Consider the following 16984-nt stretch of genomic DNA (forward strand, 5'->3'; position numbering starts at 1 on the left):
CCGCGGGTTTGGACAAACGCCAGAGGTCGCACTGATATCCCGTGACCTCTCGTCTTCTCGGGCGCGCCGCCCTCGCGTTGGTCCTGTGCGGCGCGGCCGGGGGCACGCTGGTCGCCGGGCTGGTCATGCCCTATGTGGGCGGGGCCGGCCTGGCGGCCAAGAGCGCCGCCTCCACCTTCACCGACCTGCCCGCGCCGCCGCGCGAGGAGCCGCTGCCCGAGGTGACGCGGCTGCTCGACCGCGACGGGCGGCAGATCGCCCAGTTCTACTACCAGAACCGGCAGTCGGTGCCGCTCAGCGCGGTCGCCCCGGTCATGCGCCAGGCCATCGTGGCCATCGAGGACTCCCGGTTCTACGAGCACGGCGGCCTGGATCTCAAGGGCACGCTGCGGGCCTTCGTCACCAACACGCAAGCCGGCGGGATCCGGCAGGGCGGGTCGTCCATCAGCCAGCAGCTCGTCAAGAACATCATGCTGAACCAGGCCGAGTCGGAGCAGGAGCGGGCGCAGGCCCTCGTCCGTTCGTTCCGCCGCAAGCTGGACGAGCTGCGGTACGCGCTGGCGCTCGAACGCAAATACACCAAGGACCAGATCCTCGAGCGCTACCTCAACATCGCCTATTTCGGCGCGGGGGCGTTCGGCGTCCAGGCGGCGGCCAGGCGGTTCTTCGGCGTCGACGCCGCCGACCTCACGCTCACGCAGGCCGCGACGCTCGCCGGCGCCGTGCGCACGCCGTACGACACCGATCCCTCCCTGGGCGACGAGCACCGTGACCGCCTGCGCACGCGGCGCGACCTGGTCCTGAGCCGGATGGCCGAGCTCGGGATGATCGGCACGGACGCGGCGCGCACGGCGGCGGCCGAGCCGCTGACGCTGCACCTGCGCCCCGAGCCCGGCGGCTGCGCGGGCAGCGCCTATCCCTTCTTCTGTGTGTACGTGGAGCGCGAGGTGCTCACCAACCCCGCGTTCGGCTACACCAGGGCCGACCGGGAGCGGCGCCTCCAGCGGGGCGGGCTCACCATCTGGACGACCATCGACCCGGCCGCCCAGCGGGCCGCGGAGCGGGCCATCGCCGCGCGGGTCAGGCCCCGCGACAACCAGACGGCGTCCGAGACGATGATCGAGCCGGGCACCGGGCACATCCGCGCGATGGCGGTGAGCAAACGGTACGGCCGCAACCCGCACGACCGCGACCTCGGGCCGAGCACCACCTACAACCTGGCGGCCGACACCGCGCACGGCGGCGGGCTCGGCCTGCAGGCGGGCTCCACGTTCAAGGTCTTCACGCTGGCCACCGCGCTCAAGCAGGGCATGCGGTTCGGCGACGGCTTCACGATCCCCGGCTCGTACGTCCCCTCCTACGGCTACCGCGACTGTTCGGGCAGGGCCGTCAACGACCCGCACACCGTCATCCACAACGCCGGCGGCGAGGGCGGCGGCGGGCCGTACAGCCTGGAGATGGGCACCTGGCAGTCGGTGAACATCTTCTACATGCGGCTGGAGCGCGAGGTCGGCCTGTGCGACGTCGTGCGGACGGCCACGTCGCTCGGCATCAGGCGGGCCGACGGCACGCCGCTCCACGAGGTGCCGACCTTCACGCTGGGCGCCAACGAGATGGACCCCACGACCGTGGCGGCGGCGTACGCGGCGTTCGCCGCCCGCGGCCGCTACTGCCGGCCGATGGCCATCGCCGCCGTCGTGGAGCGCGACGGCACCCGCACCGAGATACCGCCGGCCTGCGAGACCGCGCTCGAACCCGCGGTCGCCGACGCGGTGAGCCACGTGCTCACGGGAGTGTTCACCAAGGGCACGATGCGCGGCCAGTCCATCGGCCGGCCGGCCGCCGGCAAGACGGGCACGAACAACGGCTACACCTCGGCCTGGTTCGCCGGGTACACACCCGGCCTCGCCGCCGCCGTCAGCGTGGGCGACATCCGCGGTTCCTATCGCTATCCGCTCACCGGCGTCACCATCGGCGGCCGGTACTACGGTTCCGTGCAGGGCGCCTCGCTGCCCGGCCCGATCTGGGTGGACTCGATGCGCGCGGCGCTGAGGGACACCCCTGTGACCGGCTTCGTCCCGCCCGACATGGCCCGGTTCGGCGGCGGGTTCACGCCCGGTCTGAAGGAGGCGCTGGAGAAGCAGCGCAAGAAGGAGAAGAAGAAGCGGCAGGCCGAGCGTGACAAGCACGACGACGACCACGGCGCCTCGACCTCCGAGGAGGACGCGACGGACGGCGCGGCGGCTTCCGGCAGCGCCGGCACCACCCCCGCCGCCGCCCGGGCCACCGCCAGGACCACCCCCACCGCCGTGCGGGCCGCCGCCCCCGCGGCCCCTTCGAGCCGCTCGGCCACGGTCCACCCCGCCCGCAACCCGTCGGCCGCCGCCGGCACCCACTCGGTGGCCCGCGGCGTCTCACCCCGTGCGCCACTTCGCAGAGGCCCCGGCCGCACGCAGTCGAGCGAGGCGGGCTGGGCGAGTCTCGCCCGCCCCCACGCCGCTCCCCCAGCGGCGCCGCCCGCCGTTCGGCACGCCAAGGCCCACCGTGACGCGGCCCGACCCGGCACGGCGAAGCGCGGGACGCCGGAACACCGCGCGGCGGGCCCGGCCCGCACCCCCCGCGGCCGCGGCCATGCCGTGAGCCACGAGGGCCGGCGCCCGCGGACCACCACCCACGACGCGGCGCACGCGGCGAAGCACCCGGCGCCGCGAAGCCGGGGAGCCCGCCGGGCCGAAGGGCCGGCCCGGCACCACCATCCCGTCCACCGCGTACGGCGCCACGCCTGAGCGGCCGGACGCCGCGCCCGCCGTCGCGCCCGCCGCGGAGGGAGACGGGGGGGCCATGATGGGGGCATGCGCGGACGTGCTCGCACACGTATTCTCACTTGGGCCGGCGGGATCGCCGCGCTCGGCGCCGGCGCGGCGCTCGCCGTCTACCTCTCCTCGGTGGGGCTGGACAAGGCCGACAAACTCGCGAGCGTCATCGGGCTCTTCGTCGGCCTCGCGGGCCTGGCCGTCGCGGTATGGGGGCTGCTGCCGACGCGCCGGCAGGAGACGACCCCACCGGCGAGCGGCACCGGCAGGGTGAACCACGCGGCGAACCACGACGTGCACACCGCGGTTCACAACGAGATCAGCGGCGGCACGGTCCACGGCCCGGTCATCCAGGCGCACACCGTCAACGGACCGGTCGTGCCGGACGATCGCGCGGGGAAGGACTGAGCGCGTGGCCGCGACGCGCAACACGATCAGCGGCGGGCTCTTTTTCAACGCGGTGATCCAGGGACACACGATCACCGTGCGGCTTCCCCCGCGGGTGACCCCGGCGCTGTCCGGGGCGCCCCCGCGGTCGGAGGCGTTCACCGGCAGGGACGACGAGCTGTCCATGCTGCTCGGCCTGCTCGGCCCCGCTCGGGACACCGGTGCCGGTACGAGCGCCGGGCCGGACCGGCCGCGTGCCGCCCTTGTCACGGGCCTCGGCGGATCGGGCAAGACCGAGCTCGCCCTGCAGGCCGCGCATCTCGCCCGGGAGCGCGGCTGGTTCCCCGGCGGGGTGCTGTTCACCGACCTCCGGGGCTACAGCGACATCCCGTGCCATCCCGAACAGCAGGACGACCACCCCTCCGGGGCCGGGCACCGCCGCGGAGCACCGGGCCACCCCGGCACCCGCCCGGACGAGGGGTCCGGCCGCCGCGACAGGGCGGGACACGGTCGAGGGTGCGGTGCGCGGCCGGTCGAGGTGCTCGGCGAGCTGCTGCGGGCGCTGGGGCTGGACCCAGAACACGTCCCTCCGGGCGTCCAGGACCGGACCCGGCTGTTCGCGACGGTGCTGGACGCGTACGCCGAGCAGGGCCGGCCGATCCTGCTGATCCTCGACAACGCCTCATCGGCCGAGCAGGTCAGGCCGCTGCTGCCCGGCACGGGGAAGGTGCTGATCACCTCCCGGCACACGCTGGACGTGGGGGCGCGCCTCCTCGATCTCGGCATGCTCGCGCCCGGCGCGGCCGTCGAACTCCTGGCCCGCGCGCTTCGCCTGGCCCTGGGCGACGCCGACACCCGGGTCGCCCGGGAGCCCGCCGCGGCGGCGGACATCGCGGAGCTGTGCGGAGGGTTGCCGCTGGCCGTGCGGATCGTGGCCGCGCTCCTGGCCGCCGATCCCTCCCGTCCCCTGCAGGCGATGGCCGAGGATCTGGCGGAGACCGCGACCCGGCTCGACGAGCTGTCGTACGAGGAGCGCGGGGTGCGCGCGGCCTTCGAGTTGTCCTACCACCGCCTGGAGGCGGAGGAGGCCCGGATGTTCCGGCTGATGACCGCCGCCTCCGGCCCCGACCTGTCCACCGAGAGCGCCGCCGTGGTGGCGGACCGCGAGCCCCGCCGTGCCCGCCGTCTGCTGGAGGCCCTGCACCGTGCGCATCTCGTGGAGCGCGGCGGCGCGTACGGCCGGTGGCGCATGCACGACCTCGTCCGCCTGTACGCCGAGGAGCGGGCCCGCGACCAGGCGGGGCCCGACCGGCACGAGGAGGCCTGCGAGCGGTTCGCCGGCCACTGCTGCGCCCGGGCCCGTGCGGCCGGAGCGTGGCTGTCCCTGCCGGAGGCCCAGGCCCGGCAAGAGACACAGGCCCGGCAAGAGACACAGGCCCGGCAAGAGACACAGGCCCGGCACGAGACGCAGAACCGGCGGGAGGCGTTCGCCTCGAGGGAAGAGGCCGTGGCGTGGCTGGACGCCGAGGGACGCACGCTCGTGGCGGCCGTCACCGCCGCGGCCGGACGCGGCGACTGGGCACGGTCGCACGCGCTCGCGGTGGACCTCGCGCCCTACTTCGAGTTCCGGCAGCGCGCCGGCGAGTGGATCACCACGGCCCTGGCCGCCGTGGACGCGTCGGAGCGACTGGGACATCACGCCGAACTCGCCGCGGCCATGACCCTGGGCAACGCCTACCGCCTCGCCCGCCGCTACGACGAGTCCTCCGCCCAGCTGCGCAGGGCCCTCGGGCTGGCGCGCGACGACCGCGCCCGCAGCCCGGTGCTGCACAACCTCGGGCTCACGTACCTGCGGATGGGGGCCCTGGCCAAGGCGGAGGCGTGTCACCGCCGCGACCGGCGCATCTGCGCTCTCGCGGGCGATCTGCGCGGCAGGGCGCAGGCCGCCGTCGCGCTGGGCGACGTGCTGCGCGCGAGGCGGCGCTACGGGGAGGCCGCCACGGTGCTGACCGAGGCCGTCACGCTGCTCCAGCGGCTCGGCGCACTCGGCCTGGGCAGCCGCACCGCTCTCATGCACGCGCGGGTCAACCTCGCGCTCACCTACCTGGCGGGCCGCCCGGACCGCACGCCCACGTACATCCTCTGGCAGTTGTGCGCCGCCCTCGCCGCCGCGCGGGACCTCGACGACCGCCACGCGCAGGCCATGATCTTCATGAACCTGTGCACGGCCTACCGGAACAGGTGCGCGGCCTGCCACGGACCGTCCGCTCTGGCGTGGGGCCGGCTCGCGGTCGCGCTGTTCGACGAGCTGGGCGATCCCTACCACCGAGCCCTGGCGCTGACGGCGCTCGGCCTGGCGGCCGGGCCGGAGGAGGCCCGCCGCAGCCTGGCCGAGGCGCTGTCGATCTTCCAGGGTCTCGGCGCCGAGCGGGAGTGCCGGGAGGTGCGCGCCCTGTCGCGGACGGACCGCACGGAGCCGCCCCGCCGGGAGGCGTGTACGGCCGACGAGTCCGAGCAGGTGCGCGACTGGGTGGACGACCTCCCGCACGCCGTGCTGCGCGGCGACGACGGGCGCCTCGGCGAGGTGCTCATCCCCGGCTGCAACGTCGGCTGAGACGCACCGCGGCGGAGATCAGCCGGGGTTCTCATCGGGGCCGGGACGGTCGCCGTCCATCTCCTCCGCGCGGCGAAGGGCATTGGCGAGTGGGGGCACGTCCCATTCGGCCCGCTCCTCGTCCGTGGTGGCCGGATCGACCCGGTACAGGCGCCGTCTTCCCCCTGTGTCGACGTATTGCGTTCCGTATCGCTGGGGAAGACCGCGATGCGCCCGGGACCGGGCCGTGCGCCTGTGATGCCGTGAACCGCTCATCGCGCCGGGCCGGGAGCAGGCGCGTGGACGCCGGGCTCCCCCGCTGTCCACGCGCCTGTCACGTTGGCCGGGCGACCGGTCAACCGGCCAGGCAGGCCGGGCCGAGCAGTTGCTTGAGGTCGCCCATCAGGGCGGGTGAGGGGCTCACGCGGAGCCGGTCGTCCAGCCGCATGACCGTCGTACGCGGCCCGTTGTGCACCTGGAGGTGGACCTCCGTGGTCCCCGGGTGGGTGGTGAGCACCTCCTTGAGCCGGCCCACGACGGGCGGCGTGCAGCGGTTGATCGGCATGCTCACCACCAGCGGCCCGCCCGACTCGGCCGTGAGGTCCGGCGCGGTGACCTCCATCGCGATGATCTTCGCGACGTCCTCCCGCTTGTCGATCCTGCCCTTGACGAAGACGATCGCGTCCTCGGCGAGCACGGTCGCGCAGAGCTGGTAGGCCGACGGGAAGATCATGACCTCGATGGAGCCTTCCAGGTCCTCCAGCATCGTGAGGACCCAGGTGTCGCCCTTCTTGGTCACCTTGCGCTGCAGGCCCGACAGGATGCCGCCGACCGTGACGACCTGCCCGTCGGGGCGGCTGTCGTCCTGCAGCGCCGCGATCGAGCAGTCGGCGCCCGCCGACAGGATGTGCTCGACGCCGAACAGCGGGTGGTCGGAGACGTACAGGCCGAGCATCTCCCGCTCGAACTGCAGCAGCGTCGTCTTGTCCCACTCCCCCGGCGGGATCTGCACGTCGAAGGTCTGGTCCTCGGCGCCGTCGATCGCGCCGAACAGCGAGTCCTGGCCGATCGCCTCGTTCTTCTTGATGTCGATGATCGCGTCGACGGCCTGCTCGTGCACCATGAGCAGGCCCTTGCGCACGTGCCCGAACGAGTCGAACGCGCCCGCCTTGATCAGAGACTCGATGACGCGCTTGTTGCAGACGATCGCGGGGACCTTGCGCAGGAAGTCCTTGAAGTCGGTGAACCTGCTCTTCTCCTTGCGCGCCGCGATGATCCCGTCCACGACGTTCGCGCCGACGTTGCGGATGGCCGACAGGCCGAAGCGGATGTCGGTGCCGCGCGGGGTGAAGTCGAAGTCGGAGTCGTTGACGTCCGGCGGGAGCACCTTGATGCCCATGCGGCGGCACTCGTTGAGATAGAGGGCCGACTTGTCTTTGTCGTCCTTGACGCTGGTGAGCAGCGCCGCCATGTACTCGGCCGGGTAGTTGGCCTTGAGATAGGCGGTCCAGTACGACACCAGGCCGTAGCCGGCGGTGTGGGCCTTGTTGAACGCGTAGTCGGAGAACGGGAGAAGGATGTCCCACAGGGCCTTGATGGCCGCTGCGGAGAACCCGTTCTCCTTCATGCCCTTCTCGAAGAACTCGAACTGCTTGTCCAGCTCGGACTTCTTCTTCTTGCCCATCGCGCGGCGGAGCAGGTCGGCGCCGCCGAGCGTGTAGTTGGCCACCTTCTGGGCGATGGCCATGACCTGCTCCTGATAGACGATCAGGCCGTAGGTCGTGTTGAGGATGTCCTTGAGCGGCTCCTCAAGCTCGGGGTGGATCGGGATGATCTCCTGCTGGCCGTTCTTACGCAGGGCGTAGTTGGTGTGCGAGTTGGCGCCCATCGGGCCGGGCCGGTAGAGCGCGAGGGCCGCGGAGATGTCCTCGAAGTTGTCGGGCTTCATCAGCCGCAGCAGCGTGCGCATGCCGCCGCCGTCCAGCTGGAAGATGCCGAGCGTGTCGCCCTTGGCCAGCAGCTCGTAGGTCCTGGTGTCGTCCAGCGGCAGATCGAGCAGCTCGATCCTGTTCCCGGTGTTGCCCTCGATCATCTTCAGGCAGTCGTCGATGATCGTGAGGTTGCGCAGGCCCAGGAAGTCCATCTTCAGCAGGCCGAGCGTCTCGCAGGTCGGATAGTCGAACTGCGTGATGATCGCGCCGTCCGAGTCGCGGCGCATGATCGGGATGTGGTCGGTCAGCGGCTCGGCCGACATGATGACGCCCGCGGCGTGCACGCCGGTCTGCCGGATCAGGCCCTCCAGGCCGCGCCCGAGGTCGATCGTCGCCTTGACGTCGACGTCCTCGTCGTACAGCTTGCGCAGCTCGCCCGCCTCGTTGTAGCGCGGGTGGTCGGAGTCGAAGATGCCCGACAGCGGGATGTCCTTGCCCATCACGGCCGGGGGGAACGCCTTGGAGATGCGGTCGCCCAGCGCGTACGGGTAGCCGAGGACGCGGCCGGCGTCCTTCACGGCCGCCTTCGCCTTGATGGTGCCGAACGTGGCGATCATGGCGACCTTGTCGGCGCCCCACTTGTCGGTCACGTAGCGGATCACGTCGGCGCGCCGGCGCTCGTCGAAGTCGATGTCGATGTCGGGCATCGAGACGCGCTCGGGGTTGAGGAACCGCTCGAAGATCAGGCCGTGCGGGATCGGGTCGAGGTCGGTGATGCCCAGCGAGTACGCGACCAGCGAGCCGGCGGCGGAACCACGGCCGGGACCGACCCGGATGCCGTTGTTCTTCGCCCACATGATGAAGTCGGCGACCACGAGGAAGTAGCTCGGGAAGCCCATCTGGAGGATGACGCCGATCTCGTTCTCGACCCAGACGCGGTGTTCCTCGTCCACGCCGCCGGGGAAGCGGCGCTTCATGCCCTCCCAGACCTGCTGCCGGAAGTACTCCTCCTCCGTCACCCCCTCGGGGATCGGGTAGGTCGGCATCAGGTTGTGGTAGGGGAAGAAGCCCTCGGGGTCGACCTTCTCGGCCACCAGCAGCGTGTTGCGGCAGCCCTCCTGCCAGATGTCGGAGGAGTCGACCGCGCGCATCTCGTCGGCGGTCTTGATGTAGTAGCCGCTGCCGTCGAACCGGAACCGGTCGGGGTCGCTGAGCTGCTTGCCGGTCTGGATGCACAGGAGGGCGTCGTGACCGGCCGCGTCCGACTCGTAGGTGTAGTGGGAGTCGTTGGTGACGACCGGAGGGATGTCCAGCTCGCGGCTGATCCGGATCAGGCCGTCGCGGACCCGGCGCTCGATGTCGAGGCCGTGGTCCATGATCTCCAGGAAGTAGTTGTCCTTCCCGAAGATCTCCTGGTACTTCGCCGCGGCCTTCAGCGCCCCGTCATACTGGCCGAGCCGCAGCCGGGTCTGCACCTCTCCCGACGGGCAGCCGGTGGTGGCCATCAGGCCGTCGGCGTGCTCGGCGAGGATGTCGGCGTCCATCCGGGCCCACTTGCGGACGAAGCCCTCGGTGTAGGCGCGCGAGCTGAGCTTCATCAGGTTCTTCAGCCCGGTCTTGTTCCGCGCCCAGATGGTCATGTGGGTGTAGTAGCCACCCGCGGACACGTCGTCGCTCTTCTGGTGCGGCTCGCCCCACAGCACCGGCTTCTTGTGCATGCGCGACTCGGGCGCGACGTACGCCTCGATGCCGAGGATGGGCTTCACCCCGGCGCCGGTCGCCTGCTTGTAGAAGTCGTAGGCGCCGTGCATGTTGCCGTGGTCGGTGATCGCGATCGCGGGCATCTCCAGCTCGCCCACGAGTTTGAACATCTGCTTCAGCCGCGCCGCTCCGTCGAGCATCGAGTACTCGGTGTGGACGTGCAGATGCACAAACGAATCACCCATGAGACCCCCATCGTCACCGGACCGCGGACCAGAGCCTACGCCGTGATCGCCAACCAGTGGGACTCAGGTGAAACAGAGTTTATCTCCGTTCCTCGCCGTCCCGCCGCTCCTCCGACAGGCGCAGTCCGGCCTCGATCACGGCGTTCATGATCGGGGCCAGCAGCCCGGCGCCGAGACGGGGCGCGCGGCGGGCCATGGCCGCGACGAGGCGGCGCTCGCGCTCCATGTCCCGTCCCTGGAACCCGCCGACGGGCTTGAGCCGCTGGATCCGCCCGGCCAGCGCGACCCGGCGTTCGAGCAGCGTGGCGAGGGCCGCGTCCACACGATCGATCGCGGCCCTCGCGGCGTCGAGGGTTCCCGGGTTCTCCGGCCGTACGAGCGCCGCCATGACGGTGGCCGCCTCGTGCGCCGCCGCGAGCGTGCCCTCGGACGCGGCCGGGCCGACCAGCAGGCCGTCCGCCCCCGCCGCCACCGCGGCGCCCGCCAGCGCGCCGTCACCGCCCAGGCCCGCGAGCACCGGGCGGCCGCTGCGGTCCCGCGCCGCGCGCATCAGCCCGAGGTCGGGCGCGGCGTCCTCCGGCTCGCCGCGGCCGCCGCTCTCGCACAGCACGACCGCCTCGTTGCCCTCGGCCACGCAGTCGTCGACCGCGGCCAGCCACTCCTCCAGCGTCGCCACGCGCCCGCCCCGCACGATCCCCCGCTGCAGGACGACGGGCAGCCCGAGGCGGGCCGCGGCGCGGACGAGGCCGGGGTCGCCCGCCCAGCCCGCCCCCACCACCACCGCGTCGGCGTGCCGCGCCACGGCGGGCAGGTCGTCGGCCGAGGCGGGCTCCATCAGCAGCGGCCCCGCCCGGCGCGCCCCGGCCTCGCCGGCCGTCCCGGCCGCCGCCGTGTCCGGCGAAGACCCGGCCGCCGTGTCCTTAACCGCGTCCTTCACCGCGTCCTTCACCGGCATGTCGCCCGTTGACGGGCCGCCGTCGCCGCGCAGCCGCAGCCAGCGGGCGTCCCGGCCGCCGATCACCACCACGGGTAGCCCGTCGCCGATCACGAGATCGCCGATCCGTACGGCGTCGCGGTCGAGTTGGGCTGCCTTCGACATGTGTGCTCCTCCGTACGCAGGCCCAGCGGAACCGGCCGCCTGACATCGGGACTCGCTGGGATCGGACTGTGCTTGGACTGTGCTTGAACTGGGTTCGGACTGGGCTCCGACTGCCGGAAAACGAAAAAGGCAGAGACGATGGCGTCCCTGCCTCAAGCCGGCTCCGGATGGTCGCTAGCTCATCGTCACGCGACCGGCCCTCCCGGAGCCGGCCTTGTAAACGAGCTGTACGTACCCATAACAAGGACCTTAGCAGCGACAGGCCACGACTCGAACCGATCTGTCTCGCATTCCGGGATCGTCGGCCATGGAGGCGGTTGATCCCTTTGCCATCCATGGGACGATTCATGGGTCCAGGAAGGGGTTCGAGTGTCGCGTGCGGAAGGCCGGCTCGTCGGAGGCCGGTACCAATTGGTGGAGCCGATCGGCCGGGGTGGCATGGGCGTGGTCTGGCGCGCCCACGACCAGTTGCTGGACCGCGAGGTCGCGGTCAAGGAGGTCCGATACGACAGCGCCATGGGCGACGAGCTCAGCGACCTCAACCGGCGGACCATGCGCGAGGCCCGGGCCGCCGGGCGCCTCACCCACCCGAACGTGGTGGTCGTCCACGACGTGATCGAGGAGGACGACCGGCCCTGGATCATCATGCAGCTGGTGCCGTCCCGCTCGCTGGGCCAGGTGATCAGGGAGGACGGCCCGCTGTCCCCCGAGCGCACGGTCGAGATCGGCCTGCAGATCCTGGACGCGCTGCGCGCCGCTCATCGCCAGGGCGTGCTGCACCGCGACGTCAAGCCCGAGAACGTGCTGCTCACCGACGACGCCCGGGTGGTCCTCACCGACTTCGGCATCGCCCGGCTCGAAGCCGACTCCACCATGACCCGCACCGGCCTCGTCGGCACCCCCGCCTTCATCGCCCCCGAACGGCTCCGCGGTGAGGCCGCGCAGCGCGAGTCGGACCTGTGGTCGCTCGGCGCCACGCTTTACACGGCGGTGGAGGGCAAGCCCCCGCACGACCGCGGCATGGCGATGGCCACCATGCACGCCGTGCTGAACGACGACCCCGCCCCACCCCGGCGCGCGGGCGCGCTGGGCCCGGTCCTGCTGCGGATGCTCGCCAAGGAGCCCGTCGACCGGCCCGGCTACGAGGAACTGACCCGGCTGCTCAAGCGGGCGTCGCGGGACCTGTCCCCGTCGTCGTCCCGGCCCGCCTCCCCCGCTTCCGCCGACCCCGCCCCCGCCGAGCCCGCTCCGCGGTCCACCAAGCCCGAGGCCCGGAGCCCCCGCACGCCCGCCTCCGGGTCCGGGGCGGGCAAGGCGTCCCGGGGCGCGGCGCCGTACCCGCCCGTGTCCTCCCCGCCCGTCTCTTCCCCGCCCGTGTCCTCCGCATCGTCGTCGGCGCGTGACGACGCGGCGGGCGCGGCGGGGCCGGGCCGTACGGCGTCCGCGCGCGCGGACGCCGAGCGCGGCGCGACCCGGGACGGAGCCGCGGGCGACGCCGCGGGCCCCGGCGAGATCACCTCGCCCCTCCCGGTCATCCAGGACGACTTCGAGGCCCCGCAGGCGGACGACGGCAAGGCCCCGGGAAAGGCCGGGAACGCGTCCGCGCCCATGCCGGAGACCGGCGTGCAGGCCCCGCCCGCCCGTACGACGCCGTCGGTGAGCCAGGCCGCCTCCGGGAGCGGACAATCCTCGGAGGCGAAGGACGCGGACGGCACGGTCAAGGTCTCCTCAGCCGGGACGATCGCCGCCGGCAAAGCCGGGAAGACGGGGAAGGCCGGCAAGGACGGCAAGACCGGGAAGGACGGTGGAACGCCGAAGGGCGGAGCGGCCTCCGGTGAGGCGGCGGCCCCGGCGGCCTCCACCACGGGCGGGACTCCGCAGGACTCCGCGAGGACGGGCGGGGACGCGGCCGGCACGGGCGCCGGCACCGCCCGGAAGGGCGATTCATCCGGCGCGGGCACAGCCTCGGCGAGCGCGACGAGCGCGGGCGCCGGCACGAGCACCGCAGCGGACGGGGCGCGTCCGGCGTCGCCGTCGCTCCGCGAAGCGGGCGGCTCCGGTGGCGCCTCCGGTGCCGCTTTCAGGGCGGGGGCCGGGGGCGCCGGCCGTACGGACCTCGCGGGCGACCGCGCCGAGAGGTCCACGTCCTCCGGGGGCGGCGGTTTCGCACGGGGCACGGACGACGAGCGGCGTGCCGCCACGGCCGACCGGGTGAAGGACGCGCCGGGCGCGGGCGGGGTCGCCGGCGCGGGAAGCCCGATCGCCGGACTGAGGCAGGCGCCCGCGGCGGTGCCCCCGCAGGGCGGCCAGATGTGGCACGAGGTGTCGACCACCCCGGTCCAGCCGCGATCGTCGAACAGCCTGCTGAAGGTCGCGCTGGTCCTCATTCCCGCGCTGCTCCTGGTCGCGGGCATCGCGGGCTATCTCGGCCTGAAGGCGGGCGGGAACGACTCGGGGGACGATTCCGCCGCCGCGTCCGACCCGGCCGGAACGGGCACGACCTCAGGGAAGCCCTCCGCCTCGGCGCCCTCCTCCGGCGAGCCGTCCGCGTCCCCCTCGGACCAGGCCGCGTCCCCGTCACCCGAGCCCTCCACCGGCTCAGAAACCCTCCAGCCCGGGGACGTCCCCGAGGGCTGGCACAAGTACAAGCACCCGAGCGGGTTCTCCATCGCGCTGCCGAAGGGGTGGCACGCCGACGGCAGCGGCAACGGCGAGGTTCGCCTCCGCGGCGACTCGCACACCTACCTGGAGATCCACCACACCTCCAGTCCGGAGTCGGACGCGCTGAAGGTGTGGCGGCGCGATGTGCCCGGGATGAGCCGCAACTTCCCCGGCTACAAGCTCGTCGCCATCAGAGAGGTCAAGGACTACTGGAAGACCGCGGCCGACTGGGAGTTCACCTTCGGCGACAGCCGCTACCGGTCGCGCGTGATCGACCGCGGCTTCGTCACCGACAAGCACAACGGCTACGCCCTGCTCTACAAGACGCAGGACAAGGACTGGAAAAAGAAGAAGAAGCTCTTCGAGACCATGGCCGCCACCTTCAAACCGGCGAAGTAGCGCGGCGGCCCCGCCTCAAAGCCGGCGGCGGCCGGGGTGTTCGACGCCCGGCCGCCGGTGCCGAAGGGGACGGCGGAAAGGACGAGCCTCTCACCCTGCCCGACGGGCCTGTCACAGGTGGCGGATGGGCGCCTGCCGGCGTCGCGACGTACCGGGGGTCACGGCAGGGCGGCGGCGCGATGCGGAGGTCAGGGCTGGCCGACGTAGTCGACCAGGACGGTCGCCGCACGGGCGGTCCAGCTGGTGGGCACCGGCGTGAACGTCACCTTCCCCGACCCGTAGCACGGCAGCGTCGCGGTGACCGGGATCTCCGCCTTGACCCCGTAGTAGCGCAGCGCGAGCGCCCTCGCGACGGTCGACGTGTCGCCCAGGTCCACCGCGATCGTGGTGCCACCGCCGCCGGTGTAGCCGGCGCTCGCCGCCGACGACGAGATCGCAAGGGGCCGCACCTCCACACTCTGCCCGGCGAGCGGATGACCGGTCTGTCCTGGGTACACCGGCCCGAAGCACGCCATCTTGATGGTCGCGTGACCGGTCTGACCATTGACGAAGCCGTAGAAGTACTGGTGGGGGGCGATGGGAGCGGGGTCGACGACCTCGGCCGAGGCGGGCAGCGCGGTGGCCGCCACGAGGGCGGCGGCGGCCAGGGGGACGAGGCGCGCTGCTGCGGTGCGGAACACGGGACCTCCGGCGGACGACAGGGACGGGGGCGTGCGACCCGCACGGTAGGCCGGTCCTTCCGGCGGGTCAACGCTCCCGTTCCCCGCCGGATCCGGTGCTCGGGAGACGCGGCGGACCCCGTGAAAGGTTCACCCCGCACCGAGGGCCGCCTCCGGCACCCGGTGTGGCCGGCTCCGCCTCCACCGCGGACGCGGGCGGGACCGGGGTGAAGCACCGTGTCCGCCGTGGTGGCGGGCTCAGCCCGCCCGGCGGGCCTCCTCCAGGTAGGCGACCAGGCCGGCCATCCGCTCGGCCGGCCAGGGCAGGGTCCCTCCGATCTCCGCGCTGTTGTCCCGCCACATCCTGCGGGCCGCCGCCGCGGTCTCCGCGCCCGCGGGTCCCTCCGGGTGGAACCGGCCCGCCAGCGCGTCCCAGCGGCGTACGAGGTCCCGGGCCCGCGGGTCGTCCGCGGGGGTGCCGCCGGCCAGGTGCCGCAGGCCCTCCTCGACGAGGCCGGCCCACTCGCGCCTGGCGTCCTCGACGCCTTCGGGGCCCAGCGCGTCCCTGCGCTCGGCGAGCCGGCCACGCTGCTCTTCAGTGAAATATGTCTCGAACACCGACACGACCTCCAACGTCGTCATCAACCGATCCGGATCGGGGCCGTACGGGTCGTCGGCCTGCCGGAGCAGGTCACCGATCCGCTGCCGCAGCACGCCGATCCGCTCGGCGTGCTCGTCGAGCCTGCGCAACTGCTCAGCCAGCAGGTCGCGCAGCGACTCCGGGTCGTCCGCCGTGCCCGCGAGGACGGCCGCGACCTCCTCCAGCGGCAGCCCGAGCCCGCGCAGCGCCCGTACGCGGTAGAGCCGGCGCAGGTCGCGGGTGGTGTACCGGCGATGTCCGGCGGCCGTGCGCTCGCTCGCGACGAGCAGCCCTATCTCGTCGTAGTGGTGCAGCGCGCGGACGGTCGTCCCGGCCGCCCGCGCCAGTTCTCCGATGGACCACCGTCGTCCGGCGTCGTCTGCCCCGCTCACGCCGGAAACGCTACGACCTCCCCCGACGTGAGGTTCAAGGGCCACCGGCCCGCTGGGGTGGCCGGGGTGGCGACGGTCCTGGCCTTCACGCGTACCCGGACGACGAGGCGCGGACACCAGGTCGGAAACCGCCTGGCTAGACTGCGGCTGGACGCAGGTCGCGGCCCGGCACGGAAGGCACTGAGTGGAAGGCACTGGGCGATGATCGACCGCGACGCCGTCGCACTCGACGACCCTGTCGGCGAGTCGCTCCGCGGCCACCACACGCACCTGGCCCGCCGGTCCGGCAGGGCGGCCGGTTATCTCCCGGAAGTCGCGACCTTCTCCACGGTGTCCGCCGACCCCGACCCGGCGGAGTGGGCGGACCTCGCACGGCTGCTCGGCCGTGGCGAGCTCGCCGACCTGTTCAGCTGCCCGGCCACCCCGCCCGCGGACTGGGAGCCGGTCTTCCGCTTCGGTGGCTTCCAGATGATCCGTCCCGCGGGCAGCCCGCCCGGCCGCGCCGATGCCGAGACCGATCCGGAGATCGTCGAGCTGGGCGCCGACGACGTGCCCGAGATGCTCGAGCTCACCGGGCGGACCCGGCCGGGGCCGTTCTGGCCCCGCACTCGTGAACTCGGTGCCTATCTGGGTGTCCGCGAGAACGGCGCCTTGGCCGCCATGGCGGGCGAACGACTCCACCCGCCCGGATGGACCGAGATCAGCGCCGTCTGCACCGCCCCCGAAGCCCGCGGGCGAGGTCATGCCGCCCGCCTGGTGCGCGCCCTGGTCACACGAATCACGTCCCGGAACGAGCGCCCGTTCCTCCACGTGTCCGATGCCAACATCGGCGCGATCAGACTCTACGAGCGGCTCGGCTTCGTGATCCGCAAGCCCGTCACGTTTCGCGGGTTCCGTACGCCGTGACCCCCTGGCCGCCGATCAGGCCGTAACGACTCCGGTGCCTACCGCGAGGAGTTCGCGCAACTCGCCGACAGTCCTGCGGCCTCGCTGGTCCACCGGTATGGCCCGCAGCACCAGGTGTCCGGTCTGCACGATGTGGTGGCTGCGATAAGCGGCCGGAAGAGTGGTGATCACGGTGGCGGCCTGGCGCATGCCCACATCCGCTCCTCCCTTGGAGACGGTGCAAAGCGCCTCGTGCAGCCGGACATCAGCGTCGTACCGGTAATCGCGGATGGCGTCGAGCACCTGCTCCCTGGCGCGATCCGCCGCCGCCTCGTCGCCGGCCCCGGCGAACACCCAGCTCTGCGCGAAGTGGATCTGGTCGGGCTTCCAGAAGCCGAACGTGTCACATTCGACGCCGCCGGCCGCGTGGGCGACAAGGGCGCGCACGGTACCGCGCGCCTCGTCGTGCCTGCCCAGCAGGCTCAACGCCTTCGCTCGGGCGGTCAGCAGGGCCGCCGTCTCCAACTGCCGCCGCACGATTTGAAGTTCCAGCCAATGTCGGAAACGAGGGAGAGGCCG

General features: G+C 72.7%; 10 protein-coding genes. 5 read left to right on the forward strand and 5 right to left on the reverse strand.

All coding sequences use genetic code 11. The annotated features are described in order from the left end of the window. Positions 1 to 41 precede the first annotated feature (41 nt). The 3 genes from AB0O28_RS05890 (at position 42) to AB0O28_RS05900 (ending at position 5814) form a co-directional block, all read left to right on the forward strand. Positions 42 to 2786: a transglycosylase domain-containing protein gene (locus tag AB0O28_RS05890; RefSeq protein ID WP_363636725.1), complete on the forward strand. Its 2745-nt coding sequence runs from the start codon at positions 42 to 44 to the stop codon at positions 2784 to 2786. Between the two features lie 66 nt (positions 2787 to 2852). Beyond that, positions 2853 to 3221: a hypothetical protein gene (locus tag AB0O28_RS05895; protein ID WP_363636727.1), complete on the forward strand. Its 369-nt coding sequence runs from the start codon at positions 2853 to 2855 to the stop codon at positions 3219 to 3221. 4 nt (positions 3222 to 3225) lie between these two features. Beyond that, positions 3226 to 5814: a tetratricopeptide repeat protein gene (locus tag AB0O28_RS05900; protein ID WP_363636729.1), complete on the forward strand. Its 2589-nt coding sequence runs from the start codon at positions 3226 to 3228 to the stop codon at positions 5812 to 5814. A 334-nt stretch (positions 5815 to 6148) separates the two neighbouring features. Here the strand turns inward: AB0O28_RS05900 and dnaE are convergent, their stop codons facing one another. Together dnaE and AB0O28_RS05910 are read right to left on the reverse strand one after the other, a co-directional pair. After that, positions 6149 to 9670: a DNA polymerase III subunit alpha gene (gene dnaE, locus AB0O28_RS05905; RefSeq protein ID WP_363636731.1), complete on the reverse strand. Its 3522-nt coding sequence runs from the start codon at positions 9668 to 9670 to the stop codon at positions 6149 to 6151. Positions 9671 to 9749: 79 nt separating this feature from the next. Beyond that, positions 9750 to 10769 carry a chorismate mutase gene (locus AB0O28_RS05910; RefSeq protein WP_363636733.1) on the reverse strand — a complete coding sequence of 340 codons (1020 nt, stop codon included), beginning with the start codon at positions 10767 to 10769 and terminating at the stop codon, positions 9750 to 9752. A 369-nt stretch (positions 10770 to 11138) separates the two neighbouring features. On the opposite strand from AB0O28_RS05910, the gene AB0O28_RS05915 reads away from it, so the two are divergent. Beyond that, the gene (locus AB0O28_RS05915; RefSeq protein ID WP_363636735.1) at positions 11139 to 13829 is read left to right on the forward strand and encodes a serine/threonine-protein kinase; all 2691 of its coding nucleotides are present in this window, start codon (positions 11139 to 11141) and stop codon (positions 13827 to 13829) included. 188 nt (positions 13830 to 14017) lie between these two features. On the opposite strand, the gene AB0O28_RS05920 is transcribed toward AB0O28_RS05915, so the two are convergent. Then, positions 14018 to 14509, reverse strand: coding sequence for a hypothetical protein (locus tag AB0O28_RS05920; protein ID WP_363636737.1), 492 nt, complete (start codon positions 14507 to 14509; stop codon positions 14018 to 14020). Positions 14510 to 14746: 237 nt separating this feature from the next. After that, positions 14747 to 15520 carry a MerR family transcriptional regulator gene (locus AB0O28_RS05925; protein ID WP_363636739.1) on the reverse strand — a complete coding sequence of 258 codons (774 nt, stop codon included), beginning with the start codon at positions 15518 to 15520 and terminating at the stop codon, positions 14747 to 14749. A 201-nt stretch (positions 15521 to 15721) separates the two neighbouring features. On the opposite strand from AB0O28_RS05925, the gene AB0O28_RS05930 reads away from it, so the two are divergent. Continuing rightward, positions 15722 to 16426: a GNAT family N-acetyltransferase gene (locus AB0O28_RS05930; RefSeq protein WP_363636741.1), complete on the forward strand. Its 705-nt coding sequence runs from the start codon at positions 15722 to 15724 to the stop codon at positions 16424 to 16426. A 15-nt stretch (positions 16427 to 16441) separates the two neighbouring features. On the opposite strand, the gene AB0O28_RS05935 is transcribed toward AB0O28_RS05930, so the two are convergent. Beyond that, positions 16442 to 16942: a hypothetical protein gene (locus AB0O28_RS05935; protein WP_363636743.1), complete on the reverse strand. Its 501-nt coding sequence runs from the start codon at positions 16940 to 16942 to the stop codon at positions 16442 to 16444. Between the last annotated feature and the right edge of the window lie 42 nt (positions 16943 to 16984).

Source organism: Microbispora sp. NPDC088329 (assembly GCF_040685655.1).
Classification (GTDB): Bacteria; Actinomycetota; Actinomycetes; order Streptosporangiales; family Streptosporangiaceae; genus Microbispora.

Bases quoted from the DNA above. Each gene is read 5' to 3' on its own strand.
- AB0O28_RS05895 (WP_363636727.1), top strand. From the start codon at position 2,853: ATGCGCGGACGTGCTCGCACACGTATTCTCACTTGGGCCGGCGGGATC.
- dnaE (WP_363636731.1), bottom strand. From the start codon at position 9,670: ATGGGTGATTCGTTTGTGCATCTGCACGTCCACACCGAGTACTCGATG.
- AB0O28_RS05910 (WP_363636733.1), bottom strand. From the start codon at position 10,769: ATGTCGAAGGCAGCCCAACTCGACCGCGACGCCGTACGGATCGGCGAT.
- AB0O28_RS05930 (WP_363636741.1), top strand. From the start codon at position 15,722: ATGATCGACCGCGACGCCGTCGCACTCGACGACCCTGTCGGCGAGTCG.